Source organism: Actinoplanes sp. NPDC019969, from assembly GCF_055562375.1.
This window is the reverse complement of the sequence record NZ_JBVHFK010000015.1, coordinates 14670-35432: the sequence shown is the minus strand read 5'-3', so window position 1 is coordinate 35432 and position 20763 is coordinate 14670. Positions and strand designations below refer to the sequence as shown.

At 71.1% G+C, this 20763-nt stretch carries 20 protein-coding genes and 1 pseudogene; 13 read left to right on the top strand and 8 right to left on the bottom strand.

All coding sequences use genetic code 11. The features are described 5' to 3' along the window. The first annotated feature begins 57 nt into the window (after positions 1-57). The 3 genes from ACZ3II_RS36415 to ACZ3II_RS36405 all read left to right on the top strand — a co-directional run bounded on the left by ACZ3II_RS36415 (position 58) and on the right by ACZ3II_RS36405 (position 2619). A complete protein-coding gene (locus ACZ3II_RS36415) occupies positions 58-1230 on the top strand; it encodes an alpha/beta hydrolase family protein (protein WP_465524022.1) in 1173 nt (390 codons plus the stop codon). 34 nt (positions 1231-1264) lie between these two features. Next, positions 1265-1723 (top strand): MarR family transcriptional regulator, encoded by a 459-nt coding sequence (locus ACZ3II_RS36410; RefSeq protein ID WP_465524020.1) that lies wholly within the window; start codon positions 1265-1267, stop codon positions 1721-1723. 107 nt (positions 1724-1830) lie between these two features. Then, on the top strand, positions 1831-2619 hold the full coding sequence (locus tag ACZ3II_RS36405) for an ArsR/SmtB family transcription factor (RefSeq protein WP_465524018.1): 789 nt from the start codon (positions 1831-1833) through the stop codon (positions 2617-2619). A gap of 24 nt (positions 2620-2643) precedes the next feature. On the opposite strand, the gene ACZ3II_RS36400 is transcribed toward ACZ3II_RS36405, so the two are convergent. After that, positions 2644-3513 (bottom strand): AraC family transcriptional regulator, encoded by an 870-nt coding sequence (locus ACZ3II_RS36400; RefSeq protein WP_465524016.1) that lies wholly within the window; start codon positions 3511-3513, stop codon positions 2644-2646. Positions 3514-3687: 174 nt separating this feature from the next. Further along, the gene (locus tag ACZ3II_RS36395; protein WP_465524014.1) at positions 3688-4053 is read right to left on the bottom strand and encodes a winged helix-turn-helix transcriptional regulator; all 366 of its coding nucleotides are present in this window, start codon (positions 4051-4053) and stop codon (positions 3688-3690) included. Positions 4054-4147: 94 nt separating this feature from the next. Here ACZ3II_RS36395 and ACZ3II_RS36390 point away from each other — a divergent pair, with 94 nt between their 5' ends. Together ACZ3II_RS36390 and ACZ3II_RS36385 are read left to right on the top strand one after the other, a co-directional pair. Next, positions 4148-4984 carry an NAD(P)H-binding protein gene (locus tag ACZ3II_RS36390; protein ID WP_465524012.1) on the top strand — a complete coding sequence of 279 codons (837 nt, stop codon included), beginning with the start codon at positions 4148-4150 and terminating at the stop codon, positions 4982-4984. 339 nt (positions 4985-5323) lie between these two features. After that, complete coding sequence (locus tag ACZ3II_RS36385) at positions 5324-6562, top strand: MFS transporter (protein WP_465524010.1); 1239 nt, start codon at positions 5324-5326, stop codon at positions 6560-6562. Here the strand turns inward: ACZ3II_RS36385 and ACZ3II_RS36380 are convergent. Then, positions 6473-7168: an HAD family hydrolase gene (locus ACZ3II_RS36380; protein WP_465524008.1), complete on the bottom strand. Its 696-nt coding sequence runs from the start codon at positions 7166-7168 to the stop codon at positions 6473-6475. The two genes, ACZ3II_RS36385 and ACZ3II_RS36380, sit on opposite strands and share 90 nt — an antisense overlap. 26 nt (positions 7169-7194) lie before the next feature. On the opposite strand from ACZ3II_RS36380, the pseudogene ACZ3II_RS36375 reads away from it, so the two are divergent. After that, positions 7195-7380 (top strand): annotated as a pseudogene (locus ACZ3II_RS36375) (helix-turn-helix domain-containing protein); the annotation flags it as partial. 197 nt (positions 7381-7577) lie between these two features. On the opposite strand, the gene ACZ3II_RS36370 reads toward ACZ3II_RS36375, so the two are convergent. Together ACZ3II_RS36370 and ACZ3II_RS36365 are read right to left on the bottom strand one after the other, a co-directional pair. Next, positions 7578-7751: a hypothetical protein gene (locus ACZ3II_RS36370; RefSeq protein ID WP_465524378.1), complete on the bottom strand. Its 174-nt coding sequence runs from the start codon at positions 7749-7751 to the stop codon at positions 7578-7580. A gap of 43 nt (positions 7752-7794) precedes the next feature. After that, on the bottom strand, positions 7795-8349 hold the full coding sequence (locus ACZ3II_RS36365) for a hypothetical protein (protein WP_465524006.1): 555 nt from the start codon (positions 8347-8349) through the stop codon (positions 7795-7797). A 122-nt stretch (positions 8350-8471) separates the two neighbouring features. Between ACZ3II_RS36365 and ACZ3II_RS36360 the strand changes: the two genes are divergently transcribed. Next, positions 8472-9401: a hypothetical protein gene (locus ACZ3II_RS36360; RefSeq protein WP_465524004.1), complete on the top strand. Its 930-nt coding sequence runs from the start codon at positions 8472-8474 to the stop codon at positions 9399-9401. On the opposite strand, the gene ACZ3II_RS36355 is transcribed toward ACZ3II_RS36360, so the two are convergent. Further along, positions 9388-10545 carry an RtcB family protein gene (locus tag ACZ3II_RS36355; protein WP_465524002.1) on the bottom strand — a complete coding sequence of 386 codons (1158 nt, stop codon included), beginning with the start codon at positions 10543-10545 and terminating at the stop codon, positions 9388-9390. The genes ACZ3II_RS36360 and ACZ3II_RS36355 overlap by 14 nt on opposite strands. 40 nt (positions 10546-10585) lie before the next feature. Further along, positions 10586-11971, bottom strand: coding sequence for an RICIN domain-containing protein (locus ACZ3II_RS36350; protein ID WP_465524000.1), 1386 nt, complete (start codon positions 11969-11971; stop codon positions 10586-10588). Between the two features lie 67 nt (positions 11972-12038). Between ACZ3II_RS36350 and ACZ3II_RS36345 the strand changes: the two genes are divergently transcribed. Together ACZ3II_RS36345 and ACZ3II_RS36340 are read left to right on the top strand one after the other, a co-directional pair. Beyond that, the gene (locus ACZ3II_RS36345) at positions 12039-13097 is read left to right on the top strand and encodes a LacI family DNA-binding transcriptional regulator (RefSeq protein ID WP_465523998.1); all 1059 of its coding nucleotides are present in this window, start codon (positions 12039-12041) and stop codon (positions 13095-13097) included. 54 nt (positions 13098-13151) lie between these two features. Further along, positions 13152-14561, top strand: a complete 1410-nt coding sequence (locus ACZ3II_RS36340) for an RICIN domain-containing protein (RefSeq protein ID WP_465523996.1) — start codon at positions 13152-13154, stop codon at positions 14559-14561. Positions 14562-14635: 74 nt separating this feature from the next. Here ACZ3II_RS36340 and ACZ3II_RS36335 read toward each other — a convergent pair whose 3' ends face one another. Further along, complete coding sequence (locus ACZ3II_RS36335; protein ID WP_465523994.1) at positions 14636-15715, bottom strand: LacI family DNA-binding transcriptional regulator; 1080 nt, start codon at positions 15713-15715, stop codon at positions 14636-14638. Between the two features lie 234 nt (positions 15716-15949). Here ACZ3II_RS36335 and ACZ3II_RS36330 point away from each other — a divergent pair, with 234 nt between their 5' ends. The 4 genes from ACZ3II_RS36330 to ACZ3II_RS36315 are packed head-to-tail and all read left to right on the top strand — an operon-like array spanning position 15950 to position 20743. Beyond that, a complete protein-coding gene (locus tag ACZ3II_RS36330; RefSeq protein WP_465523992.1) occupies positions 15950-17776 on the top strand; it encodes a DUF2264 domain-containing protein in 1827 nt (608 codons plus the stop codon). A 2-nt stretch (positions 17777-17778) separates the two neighbouring features. Next, positions 17779-19053, top strand: coding sequence for an ABC transporter substrate-binding protein (locus tag ACZ3II_RS36325; RefSeq protein WP_465523990.1), 1275 nt, complete (start codon positions 17779-17781; stop codon positions 19051-19053). Continuing rightward, a complete protein-coding gene (locus tag ACZ3II_RS36320; RefSeq protein ID WP_465523988.1) occupies positions 19050-19931 on the top strand; it encodes a carbohydrate ABC transporter permease in 882 nt (293 codons plus the stop codon). The genes ACZ3II_RS36325 and ACZ3II_RS36320 overlap by 4 nt, the downstream gene beginning before the upstream one ends. After that, positions 19931-20743: a carbohydrate ABC transporter permease gene (locus ACZ3II_RS36315; RefSeq protein ID WP_465523986.1), complete on the top strand. Its 813-nt coding sequence runs from the start codon at positions 19931-19933 to the stop codon at positions 20741-20743. The genes ACZ3II_RS36320 and ACZ3II_RS36315 overlap by 1 nt, the downstream gene beginning before the upstream one ends. Positions 20744-20763 lie beyond the last annotated feature (20 nt).

Sequence of the window (20763 nt, the reverse complement as noted above, 5' to 3'; positions counted from 1 at the left end):
TCAGGACTCCACCCTGCACGACTGTGCCGGGCGTTCCGGTCCGGTTGGCTGGAGCCCATGACCACCACATTCGACATCGCCAAGCGGGCCGCCGTGAGCGTCGTGCTGTCCGCGGCCACCATCGCCTCCGCCGTCCCGGTCCTGCCCGGTCCGGCCGCCGCCGGGGTGTCGGTTCCCGCCTCGTCGCCGTTCGCGCTGCCGGCCCCCACCGGAGCCTTCCCGGTCGGGCGGGATGTGCTGCACCTGATCGACCGTTCGCGGCGCGACCCATGGACGCCGTCGATGCCCCGCGAGCTGATGGTGTCGATGTTCTATCCCGCGACGACCGGGTCCGGCCGTCCGGCGCGCTATCTGACCGAGGCCGAGATCCGCCCGCTCCTCGAGGCGCGCGGGCTGACCGGCGTGATCTCGCCCGAGGCGGTCCGGGACACCCGCACGTCGGCGACCGCCGCCGCGGCGCCCCGGCGCGGCCGGTTCCCGCTGGTGGTGCTCTCGCCCGGGTTCAGCCTGCACCGGCACACCCTCACCCACCTCGCCGAGGAGCTTGCGAGCAGGGGATACGTCGTGGCCACCGTCGACCACGCCTACGAATCGTTCGGCACCGCGTTCCCCGGCGGCCGGGTCCTGCCGTTCACCGCCTTGGACGTCACCGAGACGGTGGGATACGCGTCGGTCGTCACCGTCCGGGCCGCTGACATCTCGTTCCTGCTCGACCGTCTGACCGGGGCGCGGCCGGCCTGGCGCCACGCCGGCCTGATCGACCGTTCCCGCATCGGGGTGGCCGGTCACTCGGCCGGCGGAGCGGCGGCCGCGACGACGATGGCGGCCGACCCACGGGTGCGGGCCGGGGCCAACATGGACGGTGGCTTCTTCGTCCCGATTCCCGAGGCGGGGGTGGCCGGCCGGCCGTTCCTGATGCTCGGCGCGCAGAGCAGCGTCCCGGGGCAGCCGGGACCGGGGACGTGGGACGGCGCGTGGCAGGCGCTCGACGGGTGGAAGCGGTGGATCACCGTCACCGGCACGGGTCACATGGACTTCACCGACTTCCCGGTCCTCGGTGATCAGGCCGGCCTGCCGGACCCCGGCTCGCCGATCACCGGCGCGCGGGCGGCACAGCTCACCCGGCGCTATGTCGGCGCCTTCTTCGACCTGCACCTGCGGGGCATTCCCCAGCCGCTGCTGAACGGGCCGTCGGCGACGGAGCCCGAGGCCGTGTTCCACCAGCCTTGACCTCAAGTGCGATGGAGGTCCTACGGTCCCGCGCATGAGCATCGATCAGTTGAGTGACGAGGAGCTGGCCGGGCAGCCGGCCGCCTACTGGACCGGGATGGCGTACGAGGCCCTGATCGCCTTCACCCGTGCCCGGCAGGCCGAGGCGGGATTCACGCAGCCGCAGTTCTGGATCCTGCGCAACCTGTCGGCCGGTGATCTCTGGCCGGACGGTTCGGCCCGGTCGATCGCCGAGCTGCGGGAGGCGATGAGCACCTACCTGCGCGCGGAGGACGACCTGGAGGCCGAGGCGGCGGTTCTGGCGGAGCACGGCCTGATCCTCCGGGAGGGCCGGAGCGGCTGGCGCATCACGGAAGAGGGGGAGGCGGCCCGCCTGGAGATCAAGAAGCTCGCCCCGGGGATCCGGGCGCGCATCCACGACGGCATCGACGACGCCGACTACGTGGCGGCGCTGAAGGTCCTCCGCCGGATGATCGCCAACGTGCGGTCCTGAGGGCCGGCTGGTCGTGGGTGCCGTCTCGACGGCCCGGGGACAACACCCACGACCAGCCGGGGGGTTGCGGTTGAGATAGGCAGGCAGATGACTGCATAATGCTGGTCATGGCCGAGGACATGGACAGGGTGTTCCGGGCGCTCGCCGATCCCACCCGGCGCCGGCTGCTCGACAGCCTCCGCGAGGAGAACGGGCAGACCCTCGGGCGGCTCTGCGGCAGCCTGGACATGACCCGGCAGTCCGTCACCCAGCACCTCGACGTGCTCGCGGAGGCGAACCTGATCAGCACGGTCCGGCGCGGCCGGGAGAGGCTGCACTACCTCAACCCGGTTCCGATTCACGAGTTGCAGCAGCGATGGGTCGCATCGTTCGAGGAGCCGCGGTTGCGGGCCCTCGACGCGATCCGGCGGCATGCGGAGGAGTCACCGATGAAACCGAGCTTCGTGTACGTGACGTACATCCACGCCACCCCCCACCGGGTGTGGGAGGCGCTGACCTCGGCCGATCTGACCGGGGAGTATTGGGGCCACAGCAACGTCTCCGACTGGCGGCCGGGCTCGCCATGGGAGCACCGGCGCACCGACGGCTCCGGGATCGCCGACGGGGGCGGCGTCGTCCTCGAGGTGGAGCCGCCGGTCCGGCTCGTGATGACGTTCGGGGAGGCCGGGTCCGGGCCGGGGCCGGCGGCGACCACGGTGACGTTCCTGGTCGAGCCGTTCCACGACATCGTCCGGCTGACCGTCACCCACGAGAACCTGCAGACCGAGGACGACCTCAAGGCCGTCTCGGCCGGTTGGCCGGCGATGATGGCCAACCTGAAATCCCTGCTGGAGACCGGTCGCGTCCTCCCGCAGGCCCCCTGGGAGATGCACGCCGACCCGCGCGCCGCGGGCTGACGCCGCGGCGCGCGGGACCGACGGTCAGGCGGGTTCGACGGGCATCCAGAGCTCGCACGTCGCGGTGCTGAAGTCGGCGGCGATGTCCAGCATCGCGACGATCGACGGGCCGGGACGCAGCCGCCACGGATTCGACGGGAACCAGTCCGTGGCGGTGGCGGCCCAGGCGTCCTGAAGCGCCGACGGGTACGGGCCCGAGGTGCGGAACACCGCCCACTTGCCGGCCGGCACCGCGATGACGTCGAGGTCGTCGGGGACCGGAGTGCCGGCGCTGACGGCGGCCCCGTGCAGATAGGTCAGTTCGCTGCCCTCCGGGGCGTCGGGGTCGATGCCGTCGGTGACCTGCAGCAGCCCGGCCGGTTCGGTCGAGCTGAGATCCTTGAGACGCTGGTGCGCCTCCGCGGGCAGGCCGGCGACGAACTCCTGGATGTGCGGGTTGGCGCCGACGTGGATCAGCGGGACGCGGGTGGCGTGCCCGGCGAGCCGGATGCCGGGCAGGTCGGCGATGCGGGTGTCCATGGGGGTGCTCCCTTCGACGGTCAGGCGGAACCTGATCTGCGGTTGTGTGCGAAGGGGGCCTCCGTCACGGCGTACCTCACCCGGTCCCGCGCCGTGAACCGCGCGGAACGCGCGGCCGAACGCCTCGGCCGAACCGTAACCGTGACGGACCGCGATCGTCAGCAGATCGTCCTCGCCGCGGACCACGTCACCGGCGGCGACGGTCATCCGGCGGCGCCGCACGTACTCCGACAGCGGCATCCCGGCCAGCGACGAGAACATCCGGCGCAGGTGGTACTCGGTGGTGCCGAGCGCACGGGCGACAGCGGTCACGTCCAGTTCCGTGGTGAGCCGCTCTTCGACGATGTCGACGAGGCGGTTGAGTGCCGAGATCACGAGGCCTCCTTTCGGCTTCCAGCCTGGCCGCCGGGGGCCGCCCGCCGCCCGATCGTTCCGGTCCGATCCGATCACCCACGCCTCGGACCCGGTCACCGCCAGGAAACCCCGGCTGGCTCTCATGGCTGTCTCGGCGCGGTCGAGACAGCCATGAGAGCCAGCCGGACGTGATCTTCAGCGGGCGGAGTCGTAGGAGGTGCGGGACTGCTCGACCTTGGGGAGATTGTCGGTGGCCCAGGTGGTGAGGTGGGCGAAGAGCGGGCCGAGACTGCGGCCGAGGTCGCTGATCTCGTACTCGACGCGGGGCGGGACCTCCGGGTGGTACGTGCGGGTGATCAGGCCGTCGCGTTCGAGCTGGCGCAGGCGCTGGGTGAGCACCTTCGGGGTGATCGTGGTGATGCGGCGTTCCAGCTCGACGAAGCGCATCCGCCCGAACTCGTGCAGCGTCCACAGGATCGGCGTGGTCCAGCGGCTGAAGACGATGTCGACCACGGGCGCGATCGGGCAGGCCTGCTCAGGGGACGATTCGGTCATGCGCATGCCGAAAGGATAGTCACTTTCCTCTAGGTACCTACTATATGCAGGCTGTTAGCGTCCTCCACGACGATGATCCTTCGACGACAGGGAGTCGATCGTGTACGTGGTGACGGGGGCGACGGGCAATGTCGGACGGCCGCTGGTGCGGGCGCTGACAGCCCAGGGCGCTTCGGTGCGGGCGGTGTCCCGGCAGTCGCCGGCTGATCTTCCGGCGGGCGCGGAGCATCATCGGGCCGACCTGACCGAGCCGGAGAGCCTGCGCGCCGTGGTGTCCGGTGCGGAGGCGCTGTTCCTGCTGGTCTCCGGGGCGGGCGCGCATCTCGACGCGCCGGCGATCCTGGATGTGGTGAAGTCAGGCGGCGTACGCCGGATCGTGCTGCTGTCCTCGCAGGCGGCCGGCACCCGCCCGGATGCCGTGTCGCATGCGCCGCTGCGGGCGCTGGAGGACACGGTCCGGAACTCGGGACTGGACTGGACGGTGCTGCGGCCGGGCGGGTTCGCCTCGAACGCGTTCGCCTGGGCGCCGCAGGTGCGCGAGTCGCGTACCGTGACCTCGCCTTTCGGGAACGTCGCTCTGCCGGTGGTGGACCCGGCCGACATCGCCGAGGTCGCCGCGGCGGCACTTCAGGATCAACGGCATCGCGGTGCGGTGTACGAGTTGACCGGCCCCGCCTCCACCACCCCGCGTGATCGTGCGGCAGTGATCGGGACAGTGCTGGGCGAGCCGGTCCGGTTCGCCGACCAGTCCGCCGAGGAGGCCCGGGCACAGATGCTCACCTTCATGCCGGCGCCGGTGGTCGACGGCACCCTGGACATCCTGGGCCGCCCGACCGCACAGGAACAGCGGGTCAGCCCGCACATCCCGGAGATCCTGGGCCGCCGGGCACGGTCCTTCGCCGACTGGGCCGGCCGTCACCTCGACGCGTTCCGCTGACAGTGGAAGGATCTCGAGGTGGGCGACCTCCTCGATGATCAGCGACTGCACGCCTCGTCCGTCGTGGCGAACAACCTGATCGAGGCGCCCGCCTGACGCCCACCGGGTCCTTCGCCGCCGACCTGGACCTCGCATCGGTCCGTCTCGCCGGCGGCGGCCCGGCCGGGCGGCGCCTGACCGGGCTGCGGCGGGCGGCGGACATCACCGACGAACTACACCGGCCAGCCCGCCGTGAACTCCTACTACGAAATGGGTTGACGGCGCCGATATTCTGATCCTCCGTGCTCGCGGTGAGTTTCGAGGGGGGCGATTGCCCACCTCGAGACTCCAGGAGCCGCAATGCGCCGGGCGCCCGCCCTCTCCTTCCTGCTCGTCACCGTCTTCCTCGACATGCTCGGCCTCGGCCTGGTCGTGCCGATCCTGCCCGCCCTGATGACATCGGTCACCGCCGATCCCGCGTCCGCCGTGCTGTGGTCCGGGGTGCTCGGGTCGACCTACGGCGTGCTGCAGTTCGCCCTGTCGCCGCTGCTCGGCCGGTTCGCCGACCGGTACGGCCGCCGGCCCGTCCTGCTCCTCTCGCTGGGGTGCCTGGGCATCGACTGGCTGGCCCACGCCGTCACGTCCGGACCGTGGGCGCTGCTGGTCTTCCACGCTCTCGCCGGGGCGTGCGCGGGCACGAACACCGTGGTCAACGCGTACGTCGCCGATGTCACCCCGCCATCGGGACGGGCCCGCGCGTACAGCCGGATCGGCGCCGCCTTCGGTCTCGGGTTCGTCGCCGGGCCGACCCTCGGCGGGCTGCTCGGCGCCGTCGACATCCGCCTGCCGTTCCTGGCCGCGGCCGTGCTGTGCTTCGCGAACGTCGCCTACGGCTGGTTCGTGCTGCCCGAGTCCCGCCCCGGCGACCGCACCACCCCACTGACCTTGCGCACCGCGAACCCGGTCACCGCGATCACCACTGTGCTGCGCCGCCCGGTGCTGGGCCGGCTCGCCGTGGCACGGTTCTGCGCCGACGTCGGCCGGATGATCCACCAGTCGGTGTGGACGTTCTATCTCACCGTGCAGTTCGCGTGGAGCACCGCGCACATCGGCGTCGTGATGGCGGTCGGCGCGCTGGCCGGCGCGGTCGTCCAGGTGCGGGCGATCGGCCCGATCGTGCGGCGGCTCGGTGACCGGCGTGCCGCGGTCGCCGGCACCACGATGACCGCGCTGTCGCTGGCCGGGACGGCGTTCGCCGGGTCGCCGTGGACGCTCTACACCTGGCAGGCCGCCGGGGTGCTGGCGGCGTTCGGGGGCGCGGCCGCGCTGTCGCTGATCTCCGCCCAGGTCGGCGCGGACGAGCAGGGGACGGTGCAGGGCGCGCTGACCGGCGTCAGCGCGACGGCCGAGGCTGCGGTCCCGGTGGCGGCGGGCGCGGCTTTCGCCTGGTCCTTGACGTACGCGACCCCGGCCCTGGTGTTCCTCTTCGCCGCCGCCGTCACCGCCGTGTCAGCGGTCCTGCTGGCCGTCCAGCCAGGCCCGCAGCGGCTCGAGAACGGCCCGCAGGTCACCGCTGTCGACGACGGCCCGCGCCGCTGACCGGGCGGCAGGCGCGGCGTTGAACGCGATCGGCAGCCCCACCGCCGCGAACAGCGGCAGATCCGACCGGCTGTCCCCGATCGCCGCGCACCGGTCCATGGTGACCCCGTACTCGGCGGCCAGCGCCGTCGCGTAGTCCCGTTTGCCCAGCTCGTCGAGGTGCTCGGCGACCGCCCCGCTGTAGCGGCCGTCGAGCACCTCCAGGCGGGGCCCGCAGGCGCGGGCGAAGCCGAACCGCTCGCACAGGTAGGCGCCGGTCGGGTCCCACGCCAGCGTCGCCAGGGCCGGCGCCAGCCCGTGCGCCCGGCACCAGGCAACCGTCTCCGGGATGCCGTCGACCAGCGGCAGCGTCGCCAGGAAGCCGTGCACCTCGGCCGGGGTGCGCCCGGCCCAGCCACGCGCGTCGACGATCGACGCCTCCTGGTTGGTCATCAGCCCGGCGTCGTACGCCTCCTCGACCTCCCGGCACGCCTCGGCGTGCCCGAGCAGCCCGGCGAGATGCCGGCCGCTGCTGCCCGGCGCGAGTGTGCCGTCCACATCGAAGAACACCACGCCCCGGATTGCCCCGGCCGGTGCGGGAACCGCCGGATTCAGGTGATCGCCCACCCGGCCCACAGTAGTCAGGTGGGCTCATGACGGGGTTCGGGGTACGGCTGCGAGCGCTGCGCCGTGATGCCGGTCTGACGATGGAACAACTCTCCGAGGCGTCCGGGGTGAGCGTCCGCGCGATCAGCGACAGGGAACGCGGCCACAGCCGGACGCCGCAGCCACGCACCCTCGCCGCGCTGGCCACCGCGCTCGGCCTGGGCGAGGACGAGCACGACAGGTTCGCCGGGAAGGCCCGGGAGCTGCGGATGCGGACCGCCGGAACGCGGCCCCGGCTGTGCGAGCCACCTCGTGACGTTCTGGCCGCGGTCGATGGCCGCCGGGCACCGCAACGCCTACGAGTTGACGCCGTACGCCCGCCGGCCGCGACCGACTCGCGACCGGCGGGCCGCATCCGGTGGCCGTGCCGCTACGAGCGCCCGGCCGCCGACCCGATCTCGTCCCGGGACGCCTCGTCGGCCCTGGACTTCGCGGCCGGGTGCCGCGGCAGCTTCTCGACGTCGTCGTCCCGCTTGCGGAACGCCGCCGCCAGCTTGTCCCCGTGGATCTTCTTGGACTCGTCCTGCAGGTGCGCCTCTCCCATACCCCCATCGTGAGCCCGTCCCGCCCCGGAAACCGGCGAATCACTAGAGGTCGCCGGACTCGTTCTCGTGCAGGAACAGGCAGGTCAGGGCGGACTGGGCGGGTTTGCCGTCGACCGGGGCGAGGATCCGCGGGTCGGCGTCCGGTGGCATCACGCACGACCGCCGGGCCTGGTCGATGCGCTCCAGGGCGGCGGTGATGTCGTCGCGGCGGTCCGGGCAGCGGTAGCTGACGTCCAGGTGCACCTTGCCGAGGGTGCCGTCGTCGGCGTTGAGCGCCACCCAGTCGGCGAACTCGTCGCCGTCCCAGCCGCACGCCATCCCCGCCACGTCCTCGATCCTGGCGAAGTTCGCGGCGGTCAGCTTGTGCCCGATGTCCGCTTCCAGGGCGTGCCGGTAGGCGCCCGGGTCGTACACGAACGGGGTCCCGGCGGCGGGCGCCGGCAGTCCCGGGGCAGCCTCCGGGTGCTCGGCGTACAGCACGCCACCGGCCAGGGCCGCGGCCACCCCGGCGACACCCAGCGCGCTGAGCGCCGCGGCCGCCAGCGGACTGCGCCGGTCCCGCGGCCGCGCGCGAACGCCTCGGTAGCGCCCCTCCATACCGTCGATCCTTCCGTCGCCTGGCCGATCCCCCTACTTTTCAGTCGGCCGAAGTGCTCAACGACTAAGCCCGCCGGAAAGGATCACTAGGCGTTCCGTCCCCGCGGTGCTGGAATGTCCGGATGGTGGACGACGTCCGGAGACTCTTCGAGGACCGGCAGCGCGCCTGGGCGCGGGAGATCCCGGACGGGATGCGGGATCTGCCGGTGGTGCGGCTGCGCAGGCACGCACGGCTGACGCCGGCCGGGGACGGGCCGCGACCGGTCCGGGTGTCGGTGGGCCCGGCGGGGGAGGCGGTGGCGCTGTGGGCGGGCGGCGCCTTCTGGCACGCCCAGTCGTCGCTGGCCGACACGTCGGGGGAGCCGCCCGTCGAAGCCTGGATCACCGTGCACGAGCCGGCCGCGGTGGTGCGGATCATGACGAGGCTGGTGGCGGTCACGGCGCCGCAGCCGCTGCCGGGCGGCCGGTTCGTGGTGCCGCGACAATCGAAAGGCGATGCGATCGTGTACGGCGAGGATGGCTCCGCCGTGGGCGAGTTCGCGTTCGGTGACGGGGTGACCAAGGTGCTGACCACGCCGTCGGGACGATCGTGGGCCGGATACATCCACCCCGGCCCGGACCGGCCGGGCGGGCTGGCCCGGTTCCGCCCGGACGGGGCGCCGGACTGGGCGATCCCCGGGAACGGCCACTGTCTCGCGCTCAACGCCGACGGGGAGACGGCGTGGGTGTGCCGGGACTGGGGCACGCCGCTGGTCCGGGTGACCGGCGACCACGTCACCACCTGGCACGCCGATCTCCTCGCCGGGTCCACCAGCGTGATCACCGACGGCCGCCGGGTCGCGCTGCTCAGCGGCCATCGCCGGATGGGGGACCAGCTCACCACCGCCGAGTTAGGCGGCGGTGAGCTGCACGAGACCGGCCGCTACCGGCTGGCGCTGCCCGGCGGCGAGCGCCCGAGGTTCGACGCGATCGTGGGGCGTGGGCCGGACCTGCACGTCTTCGTGGGCGACGAGTGGTACCGGGCGGATCTGGACGACGTCAGTCGCCCTTGACGTTGACGATCTGGCGCAGGGTGTGGCGGATCTCGACCAGGTCGGCGGCGTCCTCCATGACCACGTCGATCGGCTTGTACGCCTGCGGGATCTCGTCGAGGAACGCGTCGGTGTCCCGGTACTCGATGCCCTTCATGGCCGTGCGCAGCTGCTCGCGGGTGAAGGTCTTGCGGGCCTTCGACCGCGAGTACGCCCGCCCGGCCCCGTGCGGTGACGAGTTCAGCGACGTCGGGTTCCCCTTGCCGACGACCACGTACGACGCGTCCCCCATCGAGCCGGGGATCAGCCCCGGCACCCCCTTGGCGGCGTTGATGGCGCCCTTGCGGGACAGCCACACCTGCTCGCCGTAGTGGGTCTCCTGCTCGGTGTAGTTGTGGTGACACTGCACCCGTTCCTGTTGCCGCACCTCGGCGCCGGTGTACGCGGCGACGCACGCGATCAGCCGGTCCATCATCTCGTCCCGGTTGACCAGGGCGAAGTTCTGCGCCCACCGCAGCTCCGTGAGGTACGCCTCGAACTCGGCGGTGCCCTCCTCCAGATAGGCGAGGTCCCGGTCGGGCAGGTCGATCCGCCGCTGCTCCATCAGGTTCTGCGCGACCCGGATGTGATGACTGGCGATCTTGTTGCCGACGCCCCGGGAGCCGGAGTGCAGGAACAGCCACACCGCGTCCTTCTCGTCGTGGCACACCTCGATGAAATGGTTGCCGCTGCCCAGGGTGCCGAGCTGAAGAGCCCAGTTCCTGGCGTACGCGGCCGGATCGAACGACGCCGCCGCGGTCAGCTCCTCGACCCGTTCGCGGGCCGAGTCGGTGAGCCTGGTGTTGTAGGCGCCGGCCGACAGCGGCACCGCCTGCTCGATCGACGTCCGCAGCCTGCTCAGGTCGCCGCGCAGGTCGTCGCGGTGGAACTGGGTGCGCACCGCGGCCATGCCGCAGCCGATGTCGACGCCCACCGCGGCCGGGATGATCGCCCCGCGGGTCGGGATGACCGATCCGACGGTGGCGCCCTTGCCGAGGTGGGCGTCCGGCATCAGCGCGATGTGCGGGTGGATGAACGGCAGGCGGGACGCCTTCTCCGCCTGCCGGAGCGTCTCCTCCTCGAGGATGCTGGCCCAGTTGATCAGACGCTCGTTGATCCGTTGCATCCCCGTACCGTACGGGCCCGTCTCATGATCGGAGACCGGTTTATGCCGTGCGGGTCCACTGCTGGTTGGCGCCCGCGGTGCAGGTGTACTGCTGGATGTCGGCGCCGTCGGCGGTGTTCGACGCGACCACGTCCAGGCACTTCCCGCTGTGCCGGGCCCGGAGCTGCCCGCCGCTGAACGTCCACTGCTGATTCGTGCCGTTGCCGCATGTCCACTGGATGATGTTGGCCCCGTCGGCGGCCGACGCGTTCGCCACGTCCAGGCACTTGCCGCTGTGCTGGGCGACGATCCGGACGTAACCGCTGCCGGCGTCCCGGAACTCCCAGCGCTGATTGCCGCCACCGTTCCAGGCGTACTGCTTGACCTCGGCGTTGTCGGCCATCGACGCGCTGACCACGTCCATCACCTTGCCGCTGTTCTGGTTGGTGACGCGGTGGTAGGTGGCCGGGTTCCCGGTGACCGTGCCGGCCGCTGCGTCGATCGTGACCGTCGGATACCAGGTCAGCGACATCGTGGTGCTGGACGGGAAGCTGATCGGCAGCCACACGTACCGGGAGTCGTTGACCGGCCCGGACCAGGCGCCCGCCCACCGGTCGCCCATGTAGAGGAAGCTGTTGCCGACCGGCAGCACGTAGGCCGGCTGCGATCCGAAGGTGGTCGCGTCGCCGACGTTCGTCCACCCCGACCACGGCCCGCTGATACTGGTGGCGGTCGCGTACTTCGCCTGGTTCGGGTTCCACCCCGAGGTGCCCGAGGTGAGCAGGAAGTAGACGCCGTTGCGCCGGAACATCGCCGGCGCCTCCCGGGTCGCGTTGTCCCAGAAGTTCCCGACCAGCGCCGCCACCTGCAGATAGTCCGCCGTGAGCCGGTAGATCTGCAGGTCCCGGTTCTCATCCGCCGCCGAGATCATGTAGGCCGTGCCGCCGTCGTCCCAGAGGGTGATGTCCCGGGACATGTGGTTCAAAGGCCGGAAGCTCCCGTGGTACGTGTAAACCCCGTCCACTGTCGCCGACGAGGCCACCGCCGCGCGCGCTTCGCCGTAATCGGTCCCGTTCTCCTTGTGCATCCACATCACGTACCGGCCGGTCGACGCGTTGTAGATCACCTTCGGCCGCTCGATCTTCGCGCTGCCCAGTTCCGCTGCCGACGACGAGGTCAGCACGTTGTTGCGGAACTCCCAGGTGCGCAGATCCGCCGACCGGTACACCGACACGGCCCGGAAGGTGTCGTCGGCGTTCCGGTTCTCCCCGAACCAGTACCAGTAGCCGCCGACCTTGATCACCCCGCCACCGTGGGCGTGCACGCCGGCCCCCGACGTGTCGGTGAACTGGACCCCGTTCGTGACGGTGACCGGCGCTGCCTGCGCCGGCCCGGGGAGCAACGCTACGGTCACCGCGGTCACCGCGGCGACTACGAGAAGCCTCATCCGGACACCCCATCGATGCGTAAGAATGTGCGTAACGTCTTCGTAAACGGTCGGAAACGGTGATGCCATGGTGCGATCCCGCTCGGTCGCAAACGCAACCAATCGAACAGCCCTGTTCCAGGTCCAGCGGCACGAGCGGCTGCTCACCGAACTCCGGCGCAGCGGCGCGGTCCGGGTCAGCGACCTCGCCCGTGACCTGGGCGTCAGCGAGCTGACCATCCGCCGCGACATCACCGCCCTGGCCGCCCGGAACCTGGTCCAGCGGGTGCACGGCGGCGCGACCCTGCCGGTGCCGCTGCCCGCCCGGCCGGCGGCACGGCGGACCGCGTTCACGATCGGGATGGTGGTGCCGTCACTCGACTTCTACTGGCCGCCGATCGTGGCCGGGGCACGGGCGGCGGGCGCGGCGCTCGGGGTGAACGTGCAGTTGCGCGGGTCCACCTACGATCCCGAGGAGGACCGGCGGCAGATCGGCCGGCTCGTCGACGCGGGCCAGGTGCAGGGGCTGCTGCTGGCGCCCCGGCTGGACGGCGACGACGCGGACCGGATGCTCGGCCGGCTCGCCCGGCTGCCGGTCCCGGTGATCCTGGTGGAGCGGCAGCCACGCCGGTGGACCGGTGGGCCCCGGCCGGTCGAATGGGTGCGCAGCGACCACGAACTGGGCCTGGAGATCGCCGTCCAGCACCTGTACGAGCAGGGCCACCGGCGGATCGGCCTGCTGCTGTCCGAGGGGAGCCCGACGTCGGCGTACCTCCGCAAGGGGTGGCGCCGCGCCTGCGCGCACCTGAACCTGACCGCCGACCTGGTGAACGTGCCCCTGTCCGGGCTGACCGCGGTCGTGGTGCACAGTGACCCGGAGGCGATCGCCGTCGCCCAGAACTGCGCCGACCAGGGCATCCGGGTGCCGGACGACCTGGCGATCGTCTCCTACGACGACGAGGTGGCGCATCTGGCCGAGCCGGCGCTCACCGCGATCCGCCCGCCGAAGAACCACGTCGGCCGGCTGGCCGTCGAGATGATGGTGTCCCGGCTGCTCGACGGCGACCGCCGGCCCGCCCAGGGCGTGCTGGTCGCTCCGGAACTGGTGGTGCGGCAGTCGTCGCTGTCCCGCCGTGTTCGGGTGTGAACGGTTCGGTTCGGTTCCTGGCGGCCGGTGCCGTGACGGCGGTCCCATGGCGCCATGAAGCGGATCTGCGCGGCGCTGGCCGCGGCCCTCCTGACCCTGGTCACCCTGGACGCCCCGGCGCAGGCGGCCACCACCGACTTCCGCGGCGTGAACTGGGCCGACGAGCGGGACAACTTCGTCGACGGGATGCTCGTGCTCGGCGGGCTGGCCACCACCGACAGTTACGCCACCACGGTGGCGAAGGCCAACGGGATCCTGACCGGGTTCCAGAACAACCTCGGGGCCAACACGGTACGGCTACCGGTGAACCACGCGACGGTCGCCGGCGCGTACTGGAACTCGTACACCGGGGTGATCGACGCCGCCACCGCCAAGGGCATGAAGGTCATCCTCAGCTACTGGGAGAGCGCGAGCTCCCGCAACGGCACGATCGACGACCTCACCCAGTTCTGGTCGCTGTGGCAGATCATCGTGGCGAAGTACGGCGGGAACGCGCTGGTCCACTTCGAGCCGATGAACGAGCCGTACGCGTACACCGACGACGCCTGGAAGAACCTCGCCGCGCAGTGGCTGGCGAACCATTCCTCGGTCCCGCGCGGCCGCGTCATCATCTCCGGGGCCGGATACAACCAGCGGCTCACCACGATCGGCAGCGACAGCCGGTTCGACGGGACGCTGATCTCCCGGCACACCTACCAGTTCTTCGACACCGCCCGCACCACCGAGGACTCCTGGCGCGAATCCCTGCGGACCAGCGTCGGCCCGTACGCGAACCGGGTCGTCATCACCGAGTTCGGCGCCCCGATGACCGACGGCCGCAACTACAACGCCCCGGCGACCAGCGACAGTTTCGTGGCGTTCATCCGCGGCACCGCCGCCGAGGCCCGGTCGCTGGGCCTGGGCACCGTCTACTGGCCGGGCGTGCGGCCGAACGACTGGTACCGGCTGCAGGACATCACCGGCTCCGGCACCACCCTCGGCCTCACCACGACCAGCGCGTCCGGCCGGGACCAGTTGCGGTACTCGTGGGGGCTGGCCGGCGGCGGCAACGTCCCGACCGTGCATTACCGGGTCACCGGGCAGGGCAGTGGCAAGGCCCTCGACCTGGTCGGCTCGTCCCTGGCCAACAGCGCCGAGGTCAAGCAGTACACCTGGAACGGCGGCCTGAACCAGCGCTGGGCCTTCGAGGACCTGGGCACCGGCTACCTCCGCATCGTCAACCAGAACAGCGGCAAGTGCCTCGACGTCGCCTCCGCCTCCACGGCCGATGGCGCCAACATCATCCAGTACACCTGCGGGACCGGCACGAACCAGCAGTGGTCGTTCACCGGCGGCCAGCTCAAGGCCCGTCACAGCGGCAAGTGCCTGGACGTGGTCAACGCGTCGACGGCCGACGGCGCCGACATCCACCAGTACACGTGCGGCTCCGGCACCAACCAGCAGTGGACCCGCACCCCCGCCTGACACTGCTACGGCGGCCCACGGCAGGCGTTCCCTCACGACAGTCCGGCGGGTGCGGGCCATGCATGCCCGTTCCGTCAGCGGGGCGGGGCGGCGGAGTCGCGGAGGCGCAGGGAAGGGCTGATCACGACGCGGTGGGTGGGGCGGTGGGGGTCGGCCAGGCGGTCGGCGGTGAGGCGGACGGCGGCGCGTCCGATCGAGCGCCGGGGTGGGCGGACCGCTGTCAGCGCGGGGCTGAACAGCCCCGCCACCTCGTCGTCGTAGGCGATCACCGACAGGTCGCCGGGGACCGTGATGCGGCGCTCCTCGCAGCGCTGGACCAGGGCGATCGCCTCCGCGTCGGCATGCACCAGCAGGGCGGTCGTGCCGGTCTCCCGAGCCCGGTCGAGGGCCGTGTCGACGGCGGCGCGGCAGTCGGGGGACTTGGCGTCCGGCACGACGGCATCGACGGTGCCGCTGACGTCGAGGCCCAGGTCGGTGGCGGCCTCCCGCCAGCCGCGGTGCACGTGCGGGCGGGTCGGGCTGGACGCGGCGAGGACCACGCCGACCCTGGTGTGACCGAGGCCGGTCAGGTGCCGTACGGCCATCGCCGCACCCTGCGCATGGTCGGTGACCACGGATTCCAGGTGGGCGTGGTGCGGGCCGGCGGTGGCGGTGCGTTCGAGGAGCACGACCGGGATGCCGAGCCCGGCCAGCCATTCGATGGTGCGCTGCGCGGTCGGCACGTCCATCCGCGGCGCGGCGATCAGCGCGCCGATGCCCTGGTCGACGAGGCGGGCGAGTTGTGGCCGGTCGTCCTGGGTCTCGTACGAGGAGCCGCGCAGCACGATCCGCAGGTCGAGGTCGCGGGCGGCCTCTTCGGCGCCGCGTGCCACGTGCGGCCAGTAGTAGTCGAGTGACGGCACCAGCATGCCGATGCTGCCGGTGCCGGGGTCGTCGCGTTCGGCGGTGCCGTCGGGCAGCGCGACCCCGCCGTGCACGCGGCGGACCAGCCCTTCGGAGGCGAGCTGCGCGATGTCGCGGCGGATCGTCACGGTGGAGGCGCCGAGCGCGTCGGTCAGCTCGGAGACGCGCAGGACCCCGTCGCGTTGCAGCTGTTCCAGCAGCCGGGCCCGGCGGGCGACCTGTAACGGCCCCCGCTTGTCTGAACTACTCACCGCAGCCCCTTCTCAGTGATCGATCCCGATCGCATCAGATCACTTTAACCACCCTGCGACAAGCGCCGAACGCCCACAGTGGCCACCGCGAACGGGCAAGGGGCCTGGTCAGCGTGGGCATCCGAGCGGTTTTGGCGCTCTCTGAGCGAACAACGCATTGACATGCTCAATTGTGAGCGTTTAACTTCCCGGAAACCGATCACGGTAGCCGTCCGATCGACTTCGGAGCGTGACGTGCAAGCGCTTTCCCCTGCCCTCGCCAGCCGTGCCGACTGGACCGCGTACGCCGACCGGCTGCTCGCCGCCGCCCACCGGCACGCCTCACCGGGCCACGCGCTGATCACGCTGCCCGGTGCCGAGGGCGGTTACGGCAGCGCCGTCGACGGCCTGGAGGGTTTCGCCCGCACGTTCCTGCTGGCCGGCTTCCGGATCGCCGGTGACCGCGGCGAAAACCTCGATGAGCTGATGGAACGCTGTGCGGCAGGGCTTGCGGCGGGCACCGATCCGGGTTCCCCCGAGCGGTGGGTACGCCTCACCGAACACGCCCAGGCCAAAGTGGAGGCGGCCTCGATCGCCCTGATCCTGGACATGACCCGCCCGTGGATCTGGGACCGCCTGGACGGCGCCGTGCAGGAACGGATCGTCGACTACCTGTCCCCCGCCGTCGGCGACGACACCTACCCGCGAATCAACTGGGTCTGGTTCCGCCTGGTCGTGCAGACGTTCCTGCGGTCGGTCGGCGGCCCGTTCGACACCGGCGAGATGGCCGAGGACCTGGCCACCCACGACACGTTCCGGCGCGCCGACGGCTGGCTGTCCGACGGGCGGTCGCGGGCCTACGACCACTACACCGGCTGGGCCCTGCACCTCTATCCGGTGCTGTGGTCGCGGATGTCCGGCGCCCCGCCGTTACGCGCCATCGACCGGGAGGCGCTCGACCGGTTCCTGTTCGACGCGCTCGCGCTCACCGGGGGCGACGGGTCCCCGCTGCTCCAGGGCCGCAGCCTGATCTACCGGTTCGCCGCCGCGGCCCCGTTCTGGGCCGGTGTCCTCGCGGACGTCCCGTCGCATGCGCCGGGCCGGCTCCGCAACGCGGCCGCCAAGATCGTCGGGCATTTCGACCCTGGGGAGACAGATCTGCTCACGCTCGGCTGGCACGGACCGTGGCCACGGCTGGCTCAGTCCTACTCGGGTCCCGGCTCGCCGTACTGGGCCAGCAAGGGCCTGCTCGGCGTGTCCCTTCCCGCCGATCATCCGGTGTGGGCAGCGCCGGCCGAGCCGTTGCCGGTGGAGACCGGTGACGTGCTGCGGGCCGTCCGCGCGCCGGGCTGGCTGATCTGCGGCACCCGCGCCGACGGCATCGTCCGGGTGCTCAACCACGGCACCGACCACGGCGAGGAGGGCGTGCCCGGCGCCGACTCGCCGCTGTACGCCCGGCTCGGCTACTCGACGGCCACGGCGCCCGTGCTCGACGAGAGCGGCTGGACCGACCCGGTCGACCAGTCGGTGGTCCTGGTCGACCCGGCCGGGCGTCGTTCCCATCGGACCGGCATGCGCGCGTTGGGCGTACACCTGCAAGAAGGGGTGGGGGTCGGCGGGTCGATCGCCGAAGCGCACTGGCTGGAACCGGGACCGCCCGCACGCGACCACGGTCAGGGGCGTCCCGGCAAGCTGCGCCCGGCCGGCCGGATCACGGTGTTCTCGCTGGTCCGCGGTCCGTGGGAGATCCGTCTGATCCGGGTCGCCGATCCGAGCGCGGAGGCCGTCCGGCTGCGGGCCGGCGGCTGGCCGGTCACCGGCGGGCTCGTGTCCGCGCTGGTCCCGGTCGTCGGCGACGGCACTCCCGGGGTCAGCGAGCACGACGACGCGGGGCCGCTCGGCGGTCCGGTCCGGGTGCCCTGGCTGGACTTCCCGATCGGCGACGGGTGGATCGCCGTGCTCGCCGAACTCACCACCTCCGAGATTCCGCCGCGATGTCACGTCGACATCCGCGGCGGGCAGGTCCGGGCGGTCTGGCCGGACGCCGTTCTCACACACACCCGCATCGACATAGAGGAGTAGAAATGAAGCGCTCCCTCGCCGCTGTCACGGCGCTCCTGCTCGCCGTGACCGGCTGCGGCAGCAGCGGAGGCGACGCCGACGACTCCGGCCCGATCACGCTCACCCTGGCCGGGTGGAGCCTGGCGACGACACCGGAGTTCAAGACGCTCGCCGACGGGTTCCGCGGCTCGCACCCGGACATCACGGTCGAGCTCAAGGAGTACGACGCCAACAACTACGACACGCAGATGACAGCGGACCTGGCCGCGGGCAAGGCGCCGGACATCTACGTCCAGAAGAACCTGAAGAACTTCTACACCTACCAGCACGGCAAGCAGCTCGTCGACGTGTCGGACGTGGCCGGGAAGCTGGGGGCCGGGGCCGACGGGCTGAGCGCGTACCAGGTCGACGGCAAGACGTGGGCCGTCCCGTACCGGTCGGACTCCTGGGTGCTGTTCTACAACAAGGCGCTGTTCGACAAGGCGGGCGTCAAGCATCCGGACGGCGCCTGGACCTGGGAGCAGTACGCGACCACGGCGAAGGAGCTGACCACCAGGCTCAAGGCGAGCGGATCCACGGCGCTCGGGACGTACCAGCACACCTGGCAGTCCACGGCGCAAGGGTTCGCGCTGGCGCAGACCGCCGGGGCCGAGCTGCAGAGCGGGAACTTCGGCTACCTCAAGCCGTACTACGAGACCGCGCTCGGCCTGCAGTCCGCCGGGGCGCAGGTCAGCTTCGGTGACGCGACCACGAACAGCCTCACCTACCAGGCGCAGTTCGGGAAACAGCGGGCGGCGATGATGCCGATGGGCACCTGGTACATCGCGACGCTGCTCAGCCAGCAGGCCAAGGGCGACGCGGACGCCTTCGCGTGGGGCATCGCGCCGGCGCCGCAGCTCACCGCGTCGGCCACCCCGGTCACCTTCGCCGACCCGACCGGGTTCGGCATCAACCCGAAGAGCAGCGAGCGGAAGATCGCGGCGGCGAAGGAGTTCCTGACGTACGCGGCCGGCCCGGACGCCGCGAAAGCGCTCGCCGGGATCGGGGTGACACCGGCTGACAACGCGTCCGCCGTCGACACCATCCTCGGACTCCAGGGCGCGCCGAACGACGAGGTGTCGAAAATGGCGTACACCAAGCACGACACCAAACCGGAGAATCCGGTGTCGGCATACACCGCGCCGCTGCAGAACGTCCTCAAGGATCTGCACACGGCGGTCATGTCCGGCAGCAAACCGATCGACGCGGCCATCACCGAGGCGCAGGACCGTGCCAAGAACGAGGTCCTGAGCAAGTGAACGCGGCGCGCGCCCGATGGCGTACCACCGCAATCGGGTTGTCCTTCCTGTTGCCGAACTTCCTCGGCTTCCTGGTCCTCACGCTGGTGCCGGTCGTCCTGCTGTTCTACTACGCGTTCACCGAATGGGACGTGTTCGGCGGGGCGACCTGGAGCGGGCTGGACAACTTCCGGCGGATGTGGGGCGACGCGAGTTTCTGGACGGCGCTGGGGAACACCGGCTATTACGCGGTGTTCCACATTCCGCTCACGCTCGCCGTGTCGCTCGGGCTGGCGCTGCTGCTGAACCGGAGACTGCGGGGCGTCGGATTCTTCCGGACGGTGGCGTTCTTCCCGTACATCACGTCCGTCGTGGCGATCGCGCAGATCTGGAACATGCTGTTCAGCCCCGGGTTCGGGCCGATCAACGAGGTGCTGCGGTGGCTCGGCGTGGACAACCCGCCCGGGTGGACCACGTCGGCGGACTGGTCCATGCCGGCCGTCATCGTGGTCGGCACCTGGCGCGACATGGGCTATTACATGCTGTTGTTCCTCGCCGGGCTGCAGACCATTCCGGGGCAACTGTACGAGGCGGCGCGGGTGGACGGGGCGAACGCGTGGCAGCGGTTCCGGGCGGTGACATTGCCCGGGCTGCGGCCCACCACCTTCTTCATCACCGTGCTGCTCACCATCGGCAGTTTCAAGGTGTTCGACCTGATCCTGGTGATGACCGACGGCGGGCCCGGCCAGTCGACGCTGGTGCTGTCGCAATACATCTACAAGAAGGGCTTCCAGGAGAACGAGTTCGGGTACGCGTCGGCGGTCTCCATCGTGCTGTTCGCGATCTGTTTCCTGGTGACGGTCCTGCAATTCGTCGTCAACAAGCGCAGGAGCTCGTGATGGCGCGGCGCGTTCTCGGATACCTGGCGCTGGGTGTCGCGGCGGCCGGTGTGCTGCTGCCGTTCTACTGGATGGTCATGTCGTCGCTGAAGACGAACAACGACGTCTTCACCCTGCCGGTGAAATGGGTGGCGACCGATCCGGTGTGGAGCAACTACGCCGACATCTGGGCGAAGTCCGACATGACGACGTGGCTGGGGAACACCGTCCTGCTGGCCGCGACGGTCACCTTCCTCCAGGTCCTCACGGGCAGCTTCGCGGCGTACGGGTTCGCGAAGATCCGTTTCCCCGGACGGGACGTGCTGTTCCTCGCCTACATCGGCACCCTCGCCGTGCCGTGGCAGTCGTACATGGTCCCGCAGTTCGTGATGATGTCGAAACTGCAGCTCACCGACACCCTGTGGTCGATCGTCGCGTTGCAGGCGTTCGGCGCGCTCGGCGTGTTCATGATGAAGCAGTTCTACGAGACCGTCCCGGACGAGCTGCTCGACGCGGCCCGCATCGACGGGATGAGCGAATACGGCATCTACCGGCGGATCATGCTGCCGCTGTCGGTGCCGGCGCTCGCCAGCCTCGCCCTGATCACCCTCGTCACGACCTGGAACGACTACCTCGGGCCGCTGCTCTACCTGCGCAGCCCCGACCTGTGGACGATCCAGCTCGGCCTGAAGTCGTTCATCAGCCAGTACAACGCCGAATACGCGCTGATCATGACGGGGTCGGTGCTGTCGGTGCTGCCGATCGTGGTGATCTTCCTGGCCGGGCAGCGGTACTTCGTCGAAGGCATCGCGACGACGGGGCTCAAAGGATGAGGTACGAGCGGATCTTCCAG

What these genes read in the sequence shown, in the direction of transcription:
- ACZ3II_RS36315 (WP_465523986.1), top strand. Translation starts at nt 19,931, where the DNA reads ATGGCGCGGCGCGTTCTCGGATACCTGGCGCTGGGTGTCGCGGCGGCC.
- ACZ3II_RS36405 (WP_465524018.1), top strand. Translation starts at nt 1,831, where the DNA reads ATGGCCGAGGACATGGACAGGGTGTTCCGGGCGCTCGCCGATCCCACC.
- ACZ3II_RS36370 (WP_465524378.1), bottom strand. Translation starts at nt 7,751, where the DNA reads ATGGGAGAGGCGCACCTGCAGGACGAGTCCAAGAAGATCCACGGGGAC.
- ACZ3II_RS36325 (WP_465523990.1), top strand. Translation starts at nt 17,779, where the DNA reads ATGAAGCGCTCCCTCGCCGCTGTCACGGCGCTCCTGCTCGCCGTGACC.
- ACZ3II_RS36355 (WP_465524002.1), bottom strand. Translation starts at nt 10,545, where the DNA reads ATGCAACGGATCAACGAGCGTCTGATCAACTGGGCCAGCATCCTCGAG.
- ACZ3II_RS36415 (WP_465524022.1), top strand. Translation starts at nt 58, where the DNA reads ATGACCACCACATTCGACATCGCCAAGCGGGCCGCCGTGAGCGTCGTG.
- ACZ3II_RS36360 (WP_465524004.1), top strand. Translation starts at nt 8,472, where the DNA reads ATGGTGGACGACGTCCGGAGACTCTTCGAGGACCGGCAGCGCGCCTGG.
- ACZ3II_RS36345 (WP_465523998.1), top strand. Translation starts at nt 12,039, where the DNA reads ATGGTGCGATCCCGCTCGGTCGCAAACGCAACCAATCGAACAGCCCTG.
- ACZ3II_RS36340 (WP_465523996.1), top strand. Translation starts at nt 13,152, where the DNA reads ATGAAGCGGATCTGCGCGGCGCTGGCCGCGGCCCTCCTGACCCTGGTC.
- ACZ3II_RS36365 (WP_465524006.1), bottom strand. Translation starts at nt 8,349, where the DNA reads ATGGAGGGGCGCTACCGAGGCGTTCGCGCGCGGCCGCGGGACCGGCGC.
- ACZ3II_RS36395 (WP_465524014.1), bottom strand. Translation starts at nt 4,053, where the DNA reads ATGCGCATGACCGAATCGTCCCCTGAGCAGGCCTGCCCGATCGCGCCC.
- ACZ3II_RS36385 (WP_465524010.1), top strand. Translation starts at nt 5,324, where the DNA reads ATGCGCCGGGCGCCCGCCCTCTCCTTCCTGCTCGTCACCGTCTTCCTC.
- ACZ3II_RS36350 (WP_465524000.1), bottom strand. Translation starts at nt 11,971, where the DNA reads ATGAGGCTTCTCGTAGTCGCCGCGGTGACCGCGGTGACCGTAGCGTTG.
- ACZ3II_RS36410 (WP_465524020.1), top strand. Translation starts at nt 1,265, where the DNA reads ATGAGCATCGATCAGTTGAGTGACGAGGAGCTGGCCGGGCAGCCGGCC.